Source organism: Acinetobacter sp. Root1280, assembly GCF_001425285.1.
Taxonomy (GTDB): domain Bacteria; phylum Pseudomonadota; class Gammaproteobacteria; order Pseudomonadales; family Moraxellaceae; genus Acinetobacter; species Acinetobacter guillouiae.
Window position 1 is genome coordinate 1 of record NZ_LMED01000013.1, and the last position, 18,618, is coordinate 18,618.

Genomic DNA, 18,618 nt, shown 5'->3' on the forward strand with positions numbered 1-18,618 from the left:
AAGACTTTCAAAATCCTTGCAGAGCGTTATCGAAATAGAGGGAAAAGACTTGGCTTAAGGTTCAATTTGATTGCAGGTATTTATAATTTAGAACTGAGTAAAAAGTGAGTTATGAAAGAAGTCTATTAATGTTAATCGAAAATATGCTGTTACATGAATATTTATATTTGTGGTACTTTAAATAGTTTTAAGCAATCACAAATATTTCAAAAACACATAAAAAAGATTATTTCGATCATCTTGATATACGCTCAAATATCGTCGCTACTTACTAAAAAATAAACGTTAATTTTAATGATGAAGTTAAAATATTTTGGATTGCAGAAGAATTTTTGGAAACTGATATAAGTAAACTAATAGAGGGATATATAGACAATAAGTTAAATAGATAGCTTTACAATGGGATTTTTTATAATTAAAAATATTAAATTTTATGTATAATAAGTGGTTTTATGTGATACTCATCAGGTTTTTAGAGGTGTTTTATGTGGGATTTCATCATAAGATTTAATTGTATAAATGTTTGGCTTATTATCTCGTTGATAGTGCTAGGACTTGTAATTGCTATTTATCTTTCTTAAAGGGAAATTTAGCTTTCGCTCTGATGCTGTTGAAAATTGTGCAAAAGTAGCCATGATTGAAAAATCTTTAATTTAGCAATAAAAATTGGTTGACAGATGTTGGGATTAGAAAAATTAATTTTAACCCAACATGGTCTTTGTGTTGTACATTAAATAAAAAACTATTAAATAAGGTAGTAATTCTATGCACTACTCTTTGAATATCCTGTTTTTCTTCATTGTATTTTTGGTGTTTACATTATTAATGTATCTATTTGGTGATATAAATTCAGACGTACTTTTTTTTAGATAGTATTGATAAATTAAATTCCACTTTTCAGTGGAATTTTTTAATGAATATTATTTTGTTGGAGGTTTTTTGGGTTCTATAGGTTTCGAATCAGATGAATCTGATTTATTTTCCCATGCTGATGGATGACTTTTTTTCTGTTTGTACTCAGTTTCTAGAAAATAATCTTTTATCTTTTGAATTAAACTTTTCATGATTTTGCCTAATTTATAATAAGTAAGTGTTTATATTATTCTTATTAATCACTTACATTAGGGGAGTTATGAGAGAGTTCTGTATGGTTACCTATTTTTTAGATATTGTCTAAAATTATTATTTTTATTAAGTTTGCATAAATGCTCTACTTTTTTTAATTTTGATGATTTAGATTGTAACTGCTAAGTAGAGTGGGCACACAAGATGATACAATTATCTATCTTTTAAGTATTGTATTGTATGTCTGAAATCTATAAATACCGTTACACACAAATTAGTACATTTGGGTCATTACCAACATATAAAGTTTTTACCAGAAGTGGAGATGCTAAGGCAAAATGGGTTTTTGCTGATAATACGTTTATATATGGAAATGTTTCAGATTGGGCTTTGAATCATTCAGGTCTTAATTCAGGACAAACAACATGGTCGAAAGAGCCAAAATTATTTTTAGAAATGGAAAAAAGAAAGTTGATTTTGTATAAAACTGCTCATCCGGATCTTATAACTGATTTATTTGTTGAAGAGAGTTTATTTTAAAATTACCAAAAAATGGATCTATTTCACATAAATTTTTAGCTTAATTTTTTATGGTTATTGGGCCATAATTTTTGAAATACTAGTGAAAATAAGAAAGTACATGAAAATTTGTTTTTGGGTATAAGTTTCTTATTCAATTATTTTGCAAGTATTTTATCCACTTTTACTATCGTGGGTATTTTTAACAGGAAACGAAATATTCAGATCTATTTGAGGATTTTAAATTTTACTGTATAATAAAAGAACAAAAAATAAAATAAGGGTGACAATACTATGTATGACTCAATAAACGTTGCACTTTTCTTCTTTATATTTGTTGTTCTTACATTGCTGATTTATCTCATAGGGAGTACTCCATCTGAGGTTTGGATTTATAAGTAATATGGAAATGTTTAAAAAAGCTCACTTTTTAGTGAGCTTTTTATATAAGCAAATCTGTAAGGGATAGATGTCAAAATCCTATAGAAGAATAGGAAAATATATGTATCGTTTTAGATCCTAATGGAAATGGACGATTTTACCATCCTAGTCAAGCTAATAAAAACAAATGCTAGAATGCTTTTAAAAAAGATGCTTTAAGGCGTCTTGGATGAGGTTGAAATTTAAAAGCTCGATAAGTGCGTACTAGTTCTTCTGTACATATAAAATGTAATTCTTATTGTTAAGTTGAAGTTAAAATGATACTAATAAGTTTAGTGTCACTAATAAAGAAAGGCATAAAAAATGCAATATAAAAATAAACTCTTTTTAGTTGATAAAGATGGCAATGAACACGAATTACTTAATTGTAATGTTGATAAGGAAGGAGAAATTTTAACCAATGATATAGATGTAATTATTGAGAAAGAACTTAAAATAATTTCGAAATAGAGAGGTGTTTACTTCCGAATATTCTTAGTTGAATATGTAAAAAAAATTTAAATAAATCAATTTTAATTAAAGTTCAAGAGTTCTAGTTGCATACATCATTAGGGGTAAGTGCATATCATAAATTTTAAGTTAGTTTAGTCAGAGTGTTGTTGAAAATTAAAAATTAAAGGTCATGAAACTTCTCTATCTAAGGATGATAAAAACATCATCAGCATACGTTGTCTATGGATGATAAGAGTAATTAAATCGAGAGAAAGCAGACAAAGCTAATTTTTAATGTAAAGATCTAAAGAAAGTTTTCGGTTTAAAATTTGATTTTTAATAACCTTGTTGGTCTTTTAATGAAATTTTCTAGTAATTGAACTCTATTTCAAAGCAAGTCTGTAGAGATATACTTTATCAAACAATTTTTATGAAAAAGTATGTTGGATTTAAAGTGAATATTATTAAGAATATCTAAACTATTATTTGAGGAAATACTTTCATCCTTTTTTGTATTTTTTTATTGATTCTAGTAAGCCTCTCTATTAGAGGTGGTTACTTCAGTTTGAACCTAATTGTTTAAAAAAGTAATACTAAAATTAATTTTTAGTTGTGGTATTTAAAATTAGAGCATATATTTTTTAAGCACAATATTGGTGTAGTTTATCTAATACATTAGTTTGATTTCCAAGCCTATATTTCTAATCATTTGTTTTTTATAGTTATAACTGCTGTTTTGAACTTGGGTTTTAAGGAATTTAAAAATATGTGATTATTTAGGCGTAATATCTTGATATTGTTGCTTGAGTCACATATAATTAGTGTAAAGAAGATAATTTAAAAAGTTTATATACCCACGTTTCCCCAAAGCGTGGGTATTTTTTGTGGATTTGATGAAACATTTTATTAAAAATAGATTGTATTTAATGAAAATTTTGTTAAGAATATCTAAATAGATATTTAATGAAATACTTAATCCGTGTTTAGTATTTTTTGATGGACCTAGATAAGCCCCTCTATCGAGAGGGTGATTTTTGACCTAAGACTTGTGACACATTCTAAAGATATGTTTACGTACTATAAAAATATCAAAGCGTTCTTACTATTAGTGTCTTTATTTGTTTGCGGGGCCTCAATTGCAAGTTCAAATCAAGACTTTTTAGAAAGAATACTGTGAATAATTTGAAGCACTTGATACAGCAATTTAGTATTTATTTTATTTTTAGGATAAAATTTTTATAATCGAGCATAAAAGTATTTTTGTCGAAACTGAAGATGGATCATAGTCTGGTGGCCACAGTGGTAAGTTAGCTAATAAACTTGGAGCATGGATCGAAATGATCATGCAAACGAGATGCGTTATAGCGTAATAAGAATAGAATCAGCCAATAGATATAAGATTGATGAATTTGATCCATTCCAAATTGGAACTACTCTTGATTCTCAGTGGCTTAAGAATCTAAAGAGACACACATTCAATTGCGGAAAAGATAATATTTAAAAGATATATATCAATTATGACTGTTTACAAAATTATAGAATGTTACGTATTTAATTAAGAGAGAAATTATTGAGCATTGCATATTTAGATATTTAATGGATAATTATGTTTTCTTCCATGGTTTTTATATGCCAATCATTAATGTTAAAAAGCTTGATAATATTCTTAGTAAATTGTTTGAAACTAAAAGAATTCCCAAAATAATTTTAATTGGTTATAAATCATATAGCGAGCTTATGAAAGACCGTGAATTTTTTGAAGATGTAGTCGGTTCATCAATGAAACCCAGCAAAAGAACTTATAAAAATATCAAAATAAAAGTCACCCAAGATGATAATCAACTTGAAGTTAGATGTTTTTCTTGAATTTTAAAACACTATTAACATGAAAATTAAAATTGGTTTGCTTCTTTTTCAAATTGAGAGCAATAATAGATTAAAATATTTTATTAGTGTTATACTCTAATGAATAAGAATAAATTGTTAGTAGTTCTGATTGCTGTATTAATCGTTAGTATCTTTTTACTAGGTTTTACTGTTTTTAAGATTTCTCAAGAAAAATAAAAATAACCTTTTAAAACTTGTTAGTGATGCTAAAAATTCTTTAGTCGATATTGTTAATTAGAATTACTATTTTTATATATATCAAAATAATGGAAAAACCATAAAAATGGTTTTTTTAAAATTATTAAGCTATTTAGTGATTAAATCTTTTTTTTCTTGATTTGTTTTTTGATCCTGTGGCTCTTTATTAGGAGCTTTTTCATCATCTTTAGCTGGATTTTGAGGCTGATCACTTAAGTTTGAATTAATTTTGCTTCCATTAGCAAAGGTAGAGTTGGACTGCGCCAGACTACACGACGATTTGTATACGACAAAAACATATTAATATTGCCATTTGCTATCAAAAAACCAGTGATGGACTTCACCTATTAGTTGACTCTACAGGTTTGAAATTTTTAGGTGAAGGAGAATGGAAACGTAAGAAACATTAGCCTGAATATCGACGACAATGGCGTAAATTACATATTGCAATAGACGCTAAAACCCTACAAATACGTGCAGTTCAGCTAACAACAAATAACGTAGGTGATTCACAAGTGCTTGGCGATTTATTGAATCAGATCCCACAAGATGAACACCTCGATTCAGTGTATACCGGTGGAACATATGACACGAAACGGTGTCGCCAGTTGGTAGCAGATCGAAATGCACATGCGATTATCCACCAAGGAAGAATGGCAAACCATGGAAAGATACTCGAATAAGTTCGATCGAACGTAATGCGCCACTCGATACAGTAAAGCGTTTAGGCTGGACGATATGGAAAAAATGGTCGGGCTACTACTGAAGAAGTTTAGTGGAAACTAAGATGCACTGCATCAAATTACTTGGCGACAAACTGAGTGCAAGAAACTTTGAAAGTCAGGTCAATGAAATTCATGCGCGAGTAGCGGTATTGAATAAATTTACCGAATTAGGCAGACCTCATACTCAAGTTATGCCTTAAATTTGATTTGAGTGACTTGAGTAAGTATTAACTTTTCAATCTTTGTGCAACAAAGCCAATTCAGAATATACAATACTACATGCTTGCCTATTTTTTAAATAGGCTAAATTTTCGACCTGTGTTTAATGGGAGTAAAGTTTAAACTTAAGCTATTCAATAGCACTTTTCGATGAACTTGAAAATAATGTTTATATGAATAATATTTTATTGTTATGGAATAATAGTTTAATAAATTTTTCATTTTTAAAATAATTAAAATTAATATTTTAGAGTTTATTGATATTTTTGTATAAGGGCTTTTTTATTTGGCTAAAGATTTAAATATTGCAAGGTTGTTGGTATATTTTTCTTGTAGCTACTTATATTAATATAATTGATTGTTAAAATATTAATTTCATATAAAACAATATTGTTGGAGTTTTTTAAAATTTAAATATATGCCGATACATATAAGTTGTATCTATTATTTAAATAAGGGTACATGCTGATCTTGTCATTAATGTTAATGACAAAAAAAGGATAATTATTATGTCTAATTCTACAAATCAACCAGGTTCAGATCAAAATAACCAAACATCTAAGCAACCTGATAGCGATAAAGGTAATCAATCTCAAAAACAGCAACAAGGTAATCAAGATCAGCAAAATGCTGGTGTTAAACCTAAACAAGATAATAATGCAAAAGAGCATCAACAAGCTCCCAACTCAAAATGATATTTTTAAAAGCATGATCTTGTAATCAAAGGGTTTTATACCCCTTTGATTCATAAGGAGTTATAAAATGAGCATGAAAAAAGTTACAGTACATAAAATGTTTGAAGAGTTTCATCAATATCCTATCGTCCAATACATAGGGGAATATGATGAGCGATCTAACTTGATTAATGTATATAATTCATTCAATCAAAAGTTGAGCCGAATCTTTGGTACTTATCAATGGGCTCAAATTGGAACAGATGACATTTTCTTCATTGAAGAAGATCCAATGTATAGAAGTTTTTTGGACTGAAGCTAAATTTTTTAAAGGAGATAATTATGAGAATTAGTGTATTCCCAAGATTAAGAAATCAATCGTTCAATGACTTTTTGTTGGCTGACATTAAACAAAATAAGAATGATTATTTACACCGAATTAGATATGAAAAGTTTGATTATCAATTTATGAATACTGATGAAATTAGAAAAGAGTATTGTAGAAATTATATAACCTTAAAGAATTAAGGATTACATATTTCAAAAATTGTTTTTAAGACTTGAATTGATAACACATGTAAGATTTTTATAATTATAAAACAGTTTATTACCGTTAATAAAGTATCAGAAAAATCATTATGAATTACATTGGTTGTCAGAATTGATATAAATAAGACCAAAATTAAAACATAGAAATTTCTATTAATATATTGATTTGTCATAAAGAACTCATTTTATAAATGTTATATTATAACATTCTTCTGCGTAAATTTATATCTAGGAATGTTATTAAATGAAATGAATTATTTTCCGAAAAAGAAAATAGATGTAAGATCAAGTTTATTAATGATTTTTTAGATTAATTTTTCTTGTAAATTAGAATTTAAAAGTGATTTTTATAAATAAAATAAATATATATATAAGAAAACTTGATTAATTTAATTTTAGGTATACAATGAACATAACTAGAAAAAATCATGTTTGGTAAATCTTCTCTAAGTCCCGCAGTATTAGTCATAATCCTTCGTTTTTTTAAGATTTTAAGCTCCATTCTTATTATTTCGATGTTACAGATAGTCAATAAACTGACTAAAATTTTTATAAAATAGGATTTATTATGTCTAATTCAAATATCATGAAAGGTACTGTTAAGTGGTTTAATGAAGCTAAAGGTTTCGGTTTTATTCAACCAGAATCAGGTCCAGATGTTTTTGCTCATTTTAGTGAAATCGCTAGCTCAGGTTTCAAAACGCTTGCTGAAGGGCAACCTGTTGAATTCAGTATTGCACAAGGTCAAAAGGGCCCAAATGCTATAAATATTGTTGCTGTATAAGTAATTATAGATAGTAATAAATAAGAGCACTAAATAGTGCTTTTTATTTTCTCTTAAAATTAATTTTAAGATTGTCGATAAGTTTAAAATTAGGATGTAAATTGTTAAAAATAAGTGATTTAATTGCAAAATCTAAAAATGGTACAGAAATTATTGTGTCTTTAATTCCTCTAAATAAAATACAAAGTACACGTGAAGGTTTCAAAACAGTTGAAGTTGGTAAAAGAGTTCTGCTTTCTTCTGGAATTGAAGTTGATTTAAATTTAGATGGACGTACTTTCTATGCATCGATAAATCAACTATTAAAATTAAATGATAGAGTTATTTAAATACGACTCAATTAGCTAATGGATACTTAGGTAGATCCATTATTTCTACCATAATTTTATTAGGATATCGTAATGCTTAAACAAAATATCAGTGTTAAAGACCAGTTTGGAATAAAATATCTCATCCAAGCAACAGTAGATAACTATTTCGCCAATACCCAATGTTTTTCAAATTTAAAATACATTACAGTTGAAGGCGAAGATATACGACCAAGCTTCGAAATGTTTTTTCAAAGTACATTGAGTGGTAAAATTTTTAAGATTGATAAAATCTCTTATTTATAGTGCTTTGAATGATGAGTTAAATAAAACCCTCAGTTAGAGGGCTTTAATTATAAAAAAATAGAATTAAAGATTTAAAGATTTATATACTTAAGACTTAATTATGATTAAATGATTAATTAAAAAATTTAGGACATTACGTGAATACCAGCAAATAGTTGATGCTTGGGACACTCTATTAGGTCCATATTTCAAAAATAACTTAGATACAAAATAGAATTATTTCTAGGTTAATCTCAAAGAACTACTGATTTGTACATTAGTCCTTTAATTAATGAGGGCTATTAAAATTTACTAATTTATAATTTCAAAATTATCAACCATAAAAATGACAAGATTTCTCGGCTGGGAATTACATATTTTGAGCACATTTATGGTCTCATTAATTGTTAAAATATGATTACTTGCAGATATCATCAAATAAAATACTCAAACAGATAAAAATTAATTTACGCCATTTATTGCACCAAGATTTATTTTAATTTTATTAAGTTTTTGATTTTAATTTTAAATTAATTTTAATTAAACCATTGCAGCATAATTACCAAGGAAGATGCAGAGGCCCAGCTGAATGATAAATAAGATAATGAATGAAGCCTTGATTGCTCACGACTTCAAAAAAGAGCATGAGAACAATCTAACGTATTTTTAGATCCGTGAGTCTTTTTTAGGAATAAGATTATCACAGGTGTAAGTAAGTCTATTTGCTTTGGTTTAAATATTTATAAATGCAATAAAATCAACAATGCATCTGCCTTTTAAGGTAGAAGCATTGGTTTATGTCACTTATTTTTACAAAATTTAGCCCAATCAGCCATTAATGCTTTACGTTTTTCGAGATAAGCTCCACGAAGGTAAGCAGCCTCTACCTCATCTGGTAGTTTATGAGCTAATACATGCTCACAGACCTCACGTGGGGAGTCAGTTTTGTCTGCTGACCAGTCACGGAACGTGGAGCGAAAGCCATGCGTGGTAATTACTCGGTTTTGTTTAGGATCAAGATAGCATAATCTATTTTCTTTAAGTTTTTGTTCATGCATACACTTAATTAATGCTGTTAGTGACATATCAGAAAGCATGCCACCACCACGCGGAGCTGGGAAGATAAAATTCTGAGGTTGGGTATACAGTTTAATGGATTCAAGCAATGTGATAGCTTCTTTGGATAATGGAACACGATGTTCCTTATCCGCTTTCATACGCTCTTTAGGGATGATCTAAACTTTAGATTCAAAATCAATTTCTTGCCATCTTGCACCAAAGATTTCACCAGAGCGACATGCTGTTAAAATAGCAAATTCAAGTGCTTTTGTAGAAATACCATCTTTCTCGCGAAGGTGTTGAACGAATGTAGTAACCTGATCATAAGGTAAAGAAGGGTGAGGGCGTGATACCTGTTTTAAATTACCTAGAATAGGTTTTAAGTTACCTTTTCATTATGCAGGATTATCCCCCCTTCAAAATATTCCATAGCCTTGGCATAATCAAAAATAGTTTCAATACGGCCACGAAGCCGTTTCATTTTTCTCAGCCCAGATAGGTTCTAAAACCTTAGCAATATCGACTTTATTAATAGAGCCAATCACACGGTCACCTAAAATAGGATAGATATAAGTTTCTAATGTAGTTGACCATTGAGTAATATGCTTCTGATTTTTTAACTCACGTGATTTATTAGCAATCACAATTTGAGCACATTCACGAAAAGTACGATCACGAAGTTTTTTGAATACGTAAAGCTTGAAGTTGATCTTGCTTTTTTTTGATTGGATCAATCCCATTTCGGATTTGAGCTTTCATTTCTTGCGCTTTTGTTCTTGCCTCTGCAAGTGACACCTCAGGGTATGAGCCTAAACCAATATCACGGCGATGGACTTGCTGTTTACCATTTTCATCAAAGCGCTGTCCTACAACAACACGTAAAATCCAAGCACGCGAATCATTCACAATACGTAGGTGCAAGCCATCTACACCACCTACGGCGTGCCTACCATTTTTTTGATTTTTGCTACACTGAGTGCAGATAGTTCTTTTGCTTTCTTAGGCATAAGGTTGTTCTTGTCCCACATAATAACCCCCATAGAATATTGGAAATAGTCGGATTAGGCAAGACGTGGTTGGAATGTTATTTTGTTAAGCTATTGAAAAATAAATTTATGTTGGATGGGGTTGGACTGTATAAAACAAGTGCTATACGGACACCGCTTCTATCGAACTGAAAATTTAAATACACAAATTGTGAATTTTTCTTAAGTGTACCTTTATGTATACCTTTTTGAATAAATTTTTAAAAAATTATTTAATATCAAATATAAAACACTGCTGCATCATAGGGGTGTGGGAGGATAAGTCAGCCATTGTTTCCATGCTATTCATGTATGTTAAATCTCTAAATTTAAATAATAAATAAGTTTATTTTGAAAGTTTGGCTATCTAACCAATTCTAACAACTTCTGTGCAAATCTGACCTAAGCAAAGGAAAAAGCATCGCTTTAGTGTACTTTTATTAGTGCCAAAATTGAGTCAACAATGTGTGAGGAAACAAATTGGTTTCTCTCGGTCGCCATCTTAACAAATTGAGGCTGATTCACAAAAAGGAATCCGAAGATGAGTGCGGAAATTAGCAACAAAAAGAAAATGGCATGATCTGCTCGTGCTATTGATAAGATGAAGATAGGGGATGTCGTAAAAGAGGTGGGTTATCTCTATTTAACTAAAGTGATTATTGTTTTACGCTCTGAAGTTAAGAAAAATATACAAGGTGTGCGAAATTTAAAAGGACAACTTGAAGCAAGACGAACTATATGCTTATGTAATTACAGATAAAATAACATCTGATAGCATCGTCTATACTGATTAATGGCGTAGTTACAATTCTCTAGATATAGCGGGTTCTGCCATCATAAAATTTATCATTCTACGCACTTTGCAAATGGTCAAAATCATTTTTATGGAATCGAAAATTATTGGAATTAAAATCAAAGGTTAGTATGAAAATAATAATATACCGAAAAAGATTATTTCCCTTATTTTTGAAGGAAAGGGGGGCAAGATTTACTACGGAAGTCCAAAACCACTATTGAGAATTTTGAGATCATGGACTGGAATTTAAAGCTCATCTAGTAGGACTCCGTTTTTATTATTAGATGATCAATATTTTTTAAAAACAATTAATTACGCTAAATTAAAGCATCTATATTTATTTATGTTTGGAAGTTAAACAATTGATTACTTAATTTGAAATGGTAGTATGATTAATGGTTTTAATGTAAGGTATTTATATTTATAGAATTTTTCTGATTATTTAGCATTTTTGTTTTATATGATAAACAAAATGTTTAAGATGTAAAGAAAATAATAATCAATAATTTTAAACTTTAACGTCCAGTTTTTTTAAGTAATTATTGTTTTGTCAAAATCAAGCACAAAGGTTAAACGAAAATATAATCGAACTTATCTAAGGAAAGGTGATCATGCATTTATTCTCATTTCTATCTTCTTAACGAGAGTTAAATATCAAGGTTGGAATGATGAACAAATTAAAAAAGTATTGAAAGAAGCGACAAGTAAAGATTATGAATATTTATATTTTACTTTAAAAATGAGTTTAGATAAGGAAAATATTTAAGGTATATTGGAAATTCAGTTCAAAGGAACTGAATTTCCCTTTTTAATTATTGAGATTTTAATGTTTTTATTTCATTTTCTAAGGCTTCAATTTTACGTTCTTTCTTTTTAATCTTATTTAAATTTCCAGATTTTTGCTCTAGTTGTATTTCTGATTTAAGTTTTTGTATTTTAATTTCTTTTTCTTTAATTTTAGTGTCTGTTTTTTGCTTTAATGTCACATTATTGCAATGTATCTGATTTTCTTTTAGTGCTTTTTTAAGACCATTTATTTCGTATGTATTATTATGTTGTATCGCAATTTTTAATTTACTTTCGATTTCTTGTTGTTTTGATTCGCATGATTGAAAATTTTGAGCATTTGAAGTGTTAATTGATACGAAGATTATTGAGGCTGTAGCAATACATTTATAAAAATTCATTCAGGTAATTTCCTTTTTAGCGTTTGATTGTTTTTATTTTAGTTTGAAAAATATTTTTTTTTCAAGTTATTTGATAAATAAATTTGAATAATAAACTTGATAAATATGATTGATTTCATTTTATTTCTTTAAGTCATTATTAAAATTCAATAATTTGTCTTGTATTGGGTATTTTATTATTTTTGTTAAACTTATCACTCTTTTTCTTGTGAGTTATGAGTAAATTTATCTAATTGAATTCAATAAATAATTTTTTAAAATAATAAATTTATATTTAAATTTTTAAGAAAATTTGTTTTAAATGTATAAGTAATTTGTGTGAAATGTAAAGAATTTTTTATCGCTTAAAGATTATTATCCTCATAGTTTCATTTGGTTTTATTTATCATTTAAAGGTGTATTTATGAAATTAGTAAATCGTTTTCTAGCAATAGCAACTATGAGCATTATGGTTACAGGCGTTGCAAATGCTGCGCCTACAGTAACATTTCAAGGGGAAGTTACAGATCAAACTTGCCAAGCTTCAATCAATGGTGGAACCAATGGCGTGGTTTTACTACCTACGGTATCAGCAAATACGCTAACTTCTTCTGGTGCCACAGCAGGTTTGACACCTTTTACGATTAATGTCACTGGATGTACTGCACCTAGCTCAGATCTTGATATTAAAACAAAATTTTTAGGTCACTCAGTAACTACGAGTGGCAATTTAGGCAATGTAGCAACAGTTAATCCTGCTACTAATGTTGCGATTCAGTTGACTAAAGAAGCTGCTGGAACAACTTCAGTTGTTCTAAATGGGCCAACAGCTGTTGAAGGTCTGAAATTACTCAATGGTGCAACAAGTGCCAGCCATGATTTTGGTGCGCGTTATATTTCTGAAGCTGGTGGTGCAACACAAGGTGCTGTGACCTCAGTTGTTGAATACACCTTAAGCTATCAATAAGGTTTTATCTGATCTGCTACTTAAGTAGCAGATCAATCAATTTTTTGGTTGGAGTGGTAAAAATGAGTAGGTGGATCGTCAATATTATAAAAAGTCATATTTTGATTGGTGGCTTAACCATAATGTCCGCTGCCTTCTCAGGTGTAGTTCTTACAGGAACACGTGTAATTTTTCCTGATGGCCAAAATGAAAAAACGATTTACTTACAAAATAAAGATCAATATCCAAACCTTGTACAAATTTGGCTAGATGAAGGGGATGAAGATTCTACTCTTGAAAAAAGCAAAGCTCCCTTTGTTGTTAGTCCACAGATTTTTCGGATAAATCCAAATACTGGACAAACTGTACGCTTAATATTTACGGGTGAGGAAAACGTCTCAAAGGATGTTGAGTCACTGTTTTATTTGAATTTTTCTGAGTTTCCTGCACTAAAAAAACAAGACAGCGATAGTAGCCGTTTAATGATTGTATTTAAGAATCGTGTCAAGGTTTTTTACCGTCCTAAAAATTTGAAAGGTTCTACAGCAGATGCTTATAAAAAAGTTCAATTTGCCTTGGAAAATGATGGAACAAAAAAGCAATTAAACATTCAAAATTCGTCTGAATATTATGTGAATATTAAAGAATTAAGTTTAGTTGCTGGAAATAGCGAAATCGTGGTGAAAAAAAATGACTTAATTGCTCCAAAAGCTAAAGTTAATTGGGTAATAAATAATAATACGCATAGTTTAAAAGATTCAAAAATTAAACTTACCCTTGTTAATGATTATGGTGCTTTAGTCGTCCACGAGATTCCTCTGAATAAATAATAAGCGAGTATAATATTATGTTTGCTGAATATTTTGGCCGTAGAAGCTTATTGTCTATATTTTTAGTAGGTTACTTGATTGGTGGTTATAATTCTGCCGATGCAAATGATCATGTTAATAACGATGGTGAATATATATTTGATCAAGCATTATTCCGTGGGCAATCTGATCATCAAATTAAGCTATTAGAACGTTTAAGTGAAAAAGAAGATATATTGCCAGGCTTTTACAAAGTGGATGTTTTTGTTAACAAGCAAATTATTGAACGTATGGATTTAAAGTTTGTAGAAGACCAACAAAAAAATATTTCACCATGTTTTGATTTAGTTGCTATAGAAAAATTAGGAATTTCAGAGCAAATTTTGATAAATATTAAAAAACAGCAAGATCAATGTGTTCTCTTATCAAATTATATTCAATCCAGCTCAATAGATTTTAATTTTGAAAAGCTTCGACTTGATATTAGTATCCCTCAAAATGATATGCATAATATTCCACGGGGTTATGTTAATGCATCCCAATGGGATGCGGGTGAAAGTATTGGTTTTATCAATTATCTGGGTAATTATTATCATACTTCATATCAATTACAGGACCATTCGCAGACTCAATCTGCTGCATATGTATCTTTAAATGGTGGTGTAAACATTGGAAAATGGCAATATCGTCAACAGTCTAATATTAATTATAGTCCAGAAATAGGGACAAAATGGACCAATATTCGTAGTTATATTTCTCGCCCTATAGAACCTATTCAAGGTGTACTGACTTTAGGGCAGACCTATAGTTCTGGAAAGTTTTTCTCAGGGTTAAGTTTTAATGGATTGAGCCTTAGTTCCGATGAAAGGATGTTACCTGATTCATTACGAGGCTATGCACCAACGATTCAAGGTATAGCTAAAACCAATGCAAATGTTTCTATATTGCAAAATGGTAAGGAGATTTATCAGACAACAGTAGCGCCAGGCGCGTTTAAAATTTCTGATTTATATCCTACAAATTTTAATGGTGATTTAATCGTTAAAGTTAGAGAAGCTGATGGAACGATTTCTCAGTTTAGTGTTCCATTTTCAGCTGTACCTGAGTCTCTACGTTTAGGTGCTTCACGTTATAACTTAGATGTAGGGAAAACTCGTGATATTGGAGAGGACACTTTTTTCTCTAATCTTACTTATCAACGAGGAATAAGTAATAGCGTCACTTTAAATTCAGGATTACGTTTAGCAGATGGTTATCAAGCTGGCCTCTTAGGCGGAACATATGCATCACATATTGGTGCTTTTGGTGCTAACTTAACTTACTCTAGAGCAAATTTACCTGATGAAAATATAATAACAGGTTGGATGACTAACCTGACCTATAGTAAGACTTTTCAGCCTACCAACACGACAGTATCTTTAGCAGGCTATCGTTATTCAACTGAAGGATATAGAGATCTAGGCGATGTTATTGGGCTGAGGAATTCTTATAAACATGGTTATCGTTGGGAGTCATCGACTTACCAACAACGCTCCCGTTTTGAAATTACGCTGAACCAAAGCCTTGGTGATTACGGGATATTATTTTTATCAGGGTCAGCACAAAACTACCGTGATGGTCGTGATAATGATGTACAGGCACAAATTGGATACGGCAAAGCATTTCAAAATGGTTTGACGCTCAATCTGGCTGTAATGCGACAACGTTATGCTTATGACAATATCATCAACAATAGATTTGATGAAATAGATTCAAAACTACTTGATAATCGTCAAGATACCTCAGTGAATCTTTCCTTGAGCTTTCCTTTAGGACGATACAAAAAAGCAAATTTACCGAATTTAGATTTAGCTTACTCACATGCTGAAAACGCTAAAGAGTTTTATCAAAGTACATTGTCTGGTTCTTTAACTCAGGATCAATCACTGAATTATGCAGTAGGTCTCAGCCATGATCGAAATATGCAAGTGACGACTTGGAATACAAATCTCAATAAACGTCTAGACAATAGTAATTTAGGTCTAAATGCTTCAATGAGTGATAACTACTGGCAAGTTTCAACTAATCTGCAAGGCGCATTAGCGGTGCATTCTGGAGGGATCACATTTGGTCCATACCTTGGTGAAACTTTTGCTTTAGTTGAAGCCAAAGGCGCTGAAGGTGCACGACTCTTCAATGGTCAAGGTACACGAATTAATCATCAAGGCTATGCACTTATTCCTGCAATTACACCTTATCGCTATAACAATATTTCATTAGAACCAAAAGGCATTTCTGATCGTGTTGAGATTGAAACAAATGATCAACGTATTGTTCCCTATGCTGGTGCAGCGGTAAAAGTAAAGTTTAAAACCAGAATGGGTTATCCATTACTCATCCAAGCAAAATTGGATGCTGATGAATTTGTTCCTTTAGGTGCTGATGTAATTGATTCGCAAAATAATGTGATTGGAATGGTGGGGCAAAGTGGTCAAATGTATGTTCGTACTCCAGCAAAGCAAGGGGTTCTAACTGTCAAATGGGGCGAAGAATCAGATCAGAAATGTGATGTTCATTATCAGCTGAATGATGAACTTCTTAAACAAACGATTATTCGTCTGGAAGAAATGTGTAAATCTGGAGAGTTGAAATGATCCGCATACAATTCAAAATATTAATTTTATTGGGATTCTTTTTATCTATCTTTGCCCATGCTAACTGTACAAAAGTGGGAAACTTTCTAGCAACTGATGGTACTACTGCACCTATTGTGTTTGGAAAAGTAAACTTAACAAGTTTATATTTACAACCTGTTGGGAGTTTAATGGGGAGTGCTGTTGTCCCTCCAACAAGTTATACCTATGGTGGAGCGAATGCCTCGACAGTATTTTGGGAGTGTGACCTTACAGATTTACCGAATATCCAATTCTTGGTAGCTACAAATGGTGATGATCGAGTAGGGGGCTATTGGGATTTGGGTGGACTGTATGATGGGCTTCCCAATGTATATGCAACTTACTATAAGTATGTTGGTCTTAAACAAACAATGGATGGGGTGGTTTTAACTCGCTATTGGAAATCCTTGCCAGTCAAAAATTACCAAACTGTCGGAAGTAAAATACGAATTAGACTACAAGATATCCCATCGCTTTATGCAGAACTCTATAGAGTTAGCCGTTTAGCACCTCAATCTGGTTCAGGTAGCGCTTATTGTGGAACTGGTATAGACAATCAAATCACGGTGGGTTCATATACCTGTATACAGCCTAATGCATATATTCAATTAAAAGGACCTGGTTTAACCAGTGATAATGTTGGAGAAGATTCGAATACAAATTATAGATTTTGGGGGGTAAATAATGGGATAGGCTATGGAATGCGCTCTGGAAACTCACTTGCGAATCAGCCAACTTGTGTTGCTCGAAATGCGACTCCTATTGTTTTTTTCAATACGATTAATACTCTAGCGCTTGGTGCAAATCAATCTGTACAAGAGAACTTTAATGTATCTATTGAATGTTCCAATCAAGTTACTTCAGGTACAGCAAGTAATCAGACTGCTATTGGTATACAGACTTCAAATGGTGCATTTGCAGCAGCACAACAATTAGGTTTAGTAAATGCCCAAAATGGTGTGACTGCTTTACTCTCAGATAATTATACTGATGCACAGTCAGCAAAAGGTGTAGGAATTTTCTTAAAAAACACAAATACTGGGACAGATATGAATTTTGTTGGTCAGCCAGGTTTAGCAGGTGGGGGTACTGCTGCTGGTTGGTATCCTGTACTAAGTGGAGCGCAAACAGGGGCATCAACAGAGTCAGGCTATACGCATTATCTACATAATTTTACCGCAATCTTAAAAAAACTACCTGGAACTGAACCAATTAAAGCTGGGAAAGTTAATTCCACAGCATATGTATTAGTTAAGGTACAGTAATGAAAATAACAAAATTTACACTATTATGTATTTGTTTGTTTTATTCATTTCTATGTCAAGCTGGGGTATTGGCTGCTAAAACACGGGTAGTTTTTAAGGACGGTGAGCATGAACAAAGTCTAATGTTAGCAAATACTAATGACTATCCTATTATTCTACAAACATGGGTTGATCAAGGAGAAGGGGATCCTGATATTAATAATATGCCGTTTCTAATATTACCACCTTTTGTAAAACTCGCATCAAATGACATTCACGGGCTTAGAATTTTATATAATGGCAAGGCTCTACCAAACGATAGAGAAACTGTTTTTTGGTTAAATCTATATGAAATACCAATGATTAAGCGCCATAGCGATCAAGCTGCGTATATGAATTTAGCAATGAATACTCAGCTTAAATTATTTTATCGTCCTAAACAGATCGCAAAAATGTTGCCTGAAATGATTGTAGAAAAAATACATTTCAAAATCGTTGAACAAGATAAAAAAAATTATATCGAGTGTGAAAATCCCACGCCTTATCATGCTTCATTGATCAACTTAAAAATTGAAAGTTCTTCTCAAAAAATATATATACAATCAGAAATGGACATGATGTGCTACCCGTATTCAACTAAACGTTATGAAATAGCTGGTGAACTTAATAAAAATGATAATTTATATAAACTTAGCTTTAATTTTCTTGATGATGATGGTAATGCAATTCACTTTCAGAAAAATCTGAACCCATTTAGCTAATGATATAGAACCTTGGTATAGTTCTATATGTTCTAATAAAATCTGATGCTTAGCGATTAATCTTTTTTAGAT

At 30.8% G+C, this 18,618-nt stretch carries 15 protein-coding genes and 3 pseudogenes; 15 read left to right on the forward strand and 3 right to left on the reverse strand.

The annotated features are described in order from the left end of the window. Window positions 1–108, forward strand: a pseudogene (locus tag ASC84_RS12890) (IS5/IS1182 family transposase); the annotation flags it as partial. A gap of 812 nt (window positions 109–920) precedes the next feature. On the opposite strand, the gene ASC84_RS22935 reads toward ASC84_RS12890, so the two are convergent. After that, window positions 921–1,064: a hypothetical protein gene (locus tag ASC84_RS22935; RefSeq protein ID WP_171252544.1), complete on the reverse strand. Its 144-nt coding sequence runs from the start codon at window positions 1,062–1,064 to the stop codon at window positions 921–923. Between the two features lie 241 nt (window positions 1,065–1,305). On the opposite strand from ASC84_RS22935, the gene ASC84_RS12895 reads away from it, so the two are divergent. From ASC84_RS12895 to ASC84_RS12940, 9 genes and pseudogenes are all read left to right on the forward strand, one after another. Further along, window positions 1,306–1,605 (forward strand): hypothetical protein, encoded by a 300-nt coding sequence (locus ASC84_RS12895; protein WP_056515314.1) that lies wholly within the window; start codon window positions 1,306–1,308, stop codon window positions 1,603–1,605. Between the two features lie 723 nt (window positions 1,606–2,328). Next, a complete protein-coding gene (locus ASC84_RS23290) occupies window positions 2,329–2,475 on the forward strand; it encodes a hypothetical protein (protein ID WP_227515145.1) in 147 nt (48 codons plus the stop codon). A gap of 1,611 nt (window positions 2,476–4,086) precedes the next feature. After that, a complete protein-coding gene (locus tag ASC84_RS12905; RefSeq protein WP_056515433.1) occupies window positions 4,087–4,323 on the forward strand; it encodes a hypothetical protein in 237 nt (78 codons plus the stop codon). Between the two features lie 470 nt (window positions 4,324–4,793). Beyond that, window positions 4,794–5,467 (forward strand): annotated as a pseudogene (locus ASC84_RS12910) (IS5 family transposase); the annotation flags it as partial. A 528-nt stretch (window positions 5,468–5,995) separates the two neighbouring features. Next, a complete protein-coding gene (locus tag ASC84_RS12915) occupies window positions 5,996–6,181 on the forward strand; it encodes a hypothetical protein (protein ID WP_004720137.1) in 186 nt (61 codons plus the stop codon). Between the two features lie 67 nt (window positions 6,182–6,248). Continuing rightward, complete coding sequence (locus ASC84_RS12920) at window positions 6,249–6,476, forward strand: hypothetical protein (protein WP_004720139.1); 228 nt, start codon at window positions 6,249–6,251, stop codon at window positions 6,474–6,476. A gap of 801 nt (window positions 6,477–7,277) precedes the next feature. Then, window positions 7,278–7,493 carry a cold-shock protein gene (locus ASC84_RS12930; RefSeq protein ID WP_056515317.1) on the forward strand — a complete coding sequence of 72 codons (216 nt, stop codon included), beginning with the start codon at window positions 7,278–7,280 and terminating at the stop codon, window positions 7,491–7,493. 101 nt (window positions 7,494–7,594) lie between these two features. Continuing rightward, window positions 7,595–7,822, forward strand: coding sequence for a hypothetical protein (locus tag ASC84_RS12935; RefSeq protein ID WP_056515319.1), 228 nt, complete (start codon window positions 7,595–7,597; stop codon window positions 7,820–7,822). 72 nt (window positions 7,823–7,894) lie between these two features. After that, complete coding sequence (locus ASC84_RS12940; RefSeq protein ID WP_056515323.1) at window positions 7,895–8,107, forward strand: hypothetical protein; 213 nt, start codon at window positions 7,895–7,897, stop codon at window positions 8,105–8,107. A 779-nt stretch (window positions 8,108–8,886) separates the two neighbouring features. Here ASC84_RS12940 and ASC84_RS12945 read toward each other — a convergent pair. Beyond that, window positions 8,887–10,152, reverse strand: a pseudogene (locus ASC84_RS12945) (tyrosine-type recombinase/integrase). A 1,626-nt stretch (window positions 10,153–11,778) separates the two neighbouring features. Further along, window positions 11,779–12,153 carry a DUF1090 family protein gene (locus tag ASC84_RS12950; protein ID WP_004721683.1) on the reverse strand — a complete coding sequence of 125 codons (375 nt, stop codon included), beginning with the start codon at window positions 12,151–12,153 and terminating at the stop codon, window positions 11,779–11,781. Between the two features lie 403 nt (window positions 12,154–12,556). Here ASC84_RS12950 and ASC84_RS12955 point away from each other — a divergent pair, with 403 nt between their 5' ends. The 5 genes from ASC84_RS12955 (at window position 12,557) to ASC84_RS12975 (ending at window position 18,546) form a co-directional block, all read left to right on the forward strand. Continuing rightward, window positions 12,557–13,099 carry a fimbrial protein gene (locus ASC84_RS12955; RefSeq protein ID WP_056515326.1) on the forward strand — a complete coding sequence of 181 codons (543 nt, stop codon included), beginning with the start codon at window positions 12,557–12,559 and terminating at the stop codon, window positions 13,097–13,099. Window positions 13,100–13,161: 62 nt separating this feature from the next. After that, window positions 13,162–13,908 carry a molecular chaperone gene (locus tag ASC84_RS12960; RefSeq protein WP_056515329.1) on the forward strand — a complete coding sequence of 249 codons (747 nt, stop codon included), beginning with the start codon at window positions 13,162–13,164 and terminating at the stop codon, window positions 13,906–13,908. A gap of 17 nt (window positions 13,909–13,925) precedes the next feature. Continuing rightward, a complete protein-coding gene (locus ASC84_RS12965) occupies window positions 13,926–16,520 on the forward strand; it encodes a fimbria/pilus outer membrane usher protein (protein ID WP_056515332.1) in 2,595 nt (864 codons plus the stop codon). Continuing rightward, window positions 16,517–17,806: a fimbrial protein gene (locus tag ASC84_RS12970; protein ID WP_004721678.1), complete on the forward strand. Its 1,290-nt coding sequence runs from the start codon at window positions 16,517–16,519 to the stop codon at window positions 17,804–17,806. Before ASC84_RS12965 ends, ASC84_RS12970 begins: the two co-directional genes overlap by 4 nt. Then, complete coding sequence (locus ASC84_RS12975; protein WP_056515333.1) at window positions 17,806–18,546, forward strand: molecular chaperone; 741 nt, start codon at window positions 17,806–17,808, stop codon at window positions 18,544–18,546. Before ASC84_RS12970 ends, ASC84_RS12975 begins: the two co-directional genes overlap by 1 nt. Window positions 18,547–18,618: the final 72 nt, after the last annotated feature.

Coding starts and splice junctions, on each gene's coding strand:
- ASC84_RS22935 (WP_171252544.1), bottom strand. CDS start 1,064: ATGAAAAGTTTAATTCAAAAGATAAAAGATTATTTTCTAGAAACTGAG.
- ASC84_RS12895 (WP_056515314.1), top strand. CDS start 1,306: ATGTCTGAAATCTATAAATACCGTTACACACAAATTAGTACATTTGGG.
- ASC84_RS23290 (WP_227515145.1), top strand. CDS start 2,329: ATGCAATATAAAAATAAACTCTTTTTAGTTGATAAAGATGGCAATGAA.
- ASC84_RS12905 (WP_056515433.1), top strand. CDS start 4,087: ATGCCAATCATTAATGTTAAAAAGCTTGATAATATTCTTAGTAAATTG.
- ASC84_RS12915 (WP_004720137.1), top strand. CDS start 5,996: ATGTCTAATTCTACAAATCAACCAGGTTCAGATCAAAATAACCAAACA.
- ASC84_RS12920 (WP_004720139.1), top strand. CDS start 6,249: ATGAGCATGAAAAAAGTTACAGTACATAAAATGTTTGAAGAGTTTCAT.
- ASC84_RS12930 (WP_056515317.1), top strand. CDS start 7,278: ATGTCTAATTCAAATATCATGAAAGGTACTGTTAAGTGGTTTAATGAA.
- ASC84_RS12940 (WP_056515323.1), top strand. CDS start 7,895: ATGCTTAAACAAAATATCAGTGTTAAAGACCAGTTTGGAATAAAATAT.
- ASC84_RS12950 (WP_004721683.1), bottom strand. CDS start 12,153: ATGAATTTTTATAAATGTATTGCTACAGCCTCAATAATCTTCGTATCA.
- ASC84_RS12955 (WP_056515326.1), top strand. CDS start 12,557: ATGAAATTAGTAAATCGTTTTCTAGCAATAGCAACTATGAGCATTATG.
- ASC84_RS12960 (WP_056515329.1), top strand. CDS start 13,162: ATGAGTAGGTGGATCGTCAATATTATAAAAAGTCATATTTTGATTGGT.
- ASC84_RS12965 (WP_056515332.1), top strand. CDS start 13,926: ATGTTTGCTGAATATTTTGGCCGTAGAAGCTTATTGTCTATATTTTTA.
- ASC84_RS12970 (WP_004721678.1), top strand. CDS start 16,517: ATGATCCGCATACAATTCAAAATATTAATTTTATTGGGATTCTTTTTA.
- ASC84_RS12975 (WP_056515333.1), top strand. CDS start 17,806: ATGAAAATAACAAAATTTACACTATTATGTATTTGTTTGTTTTATTCA.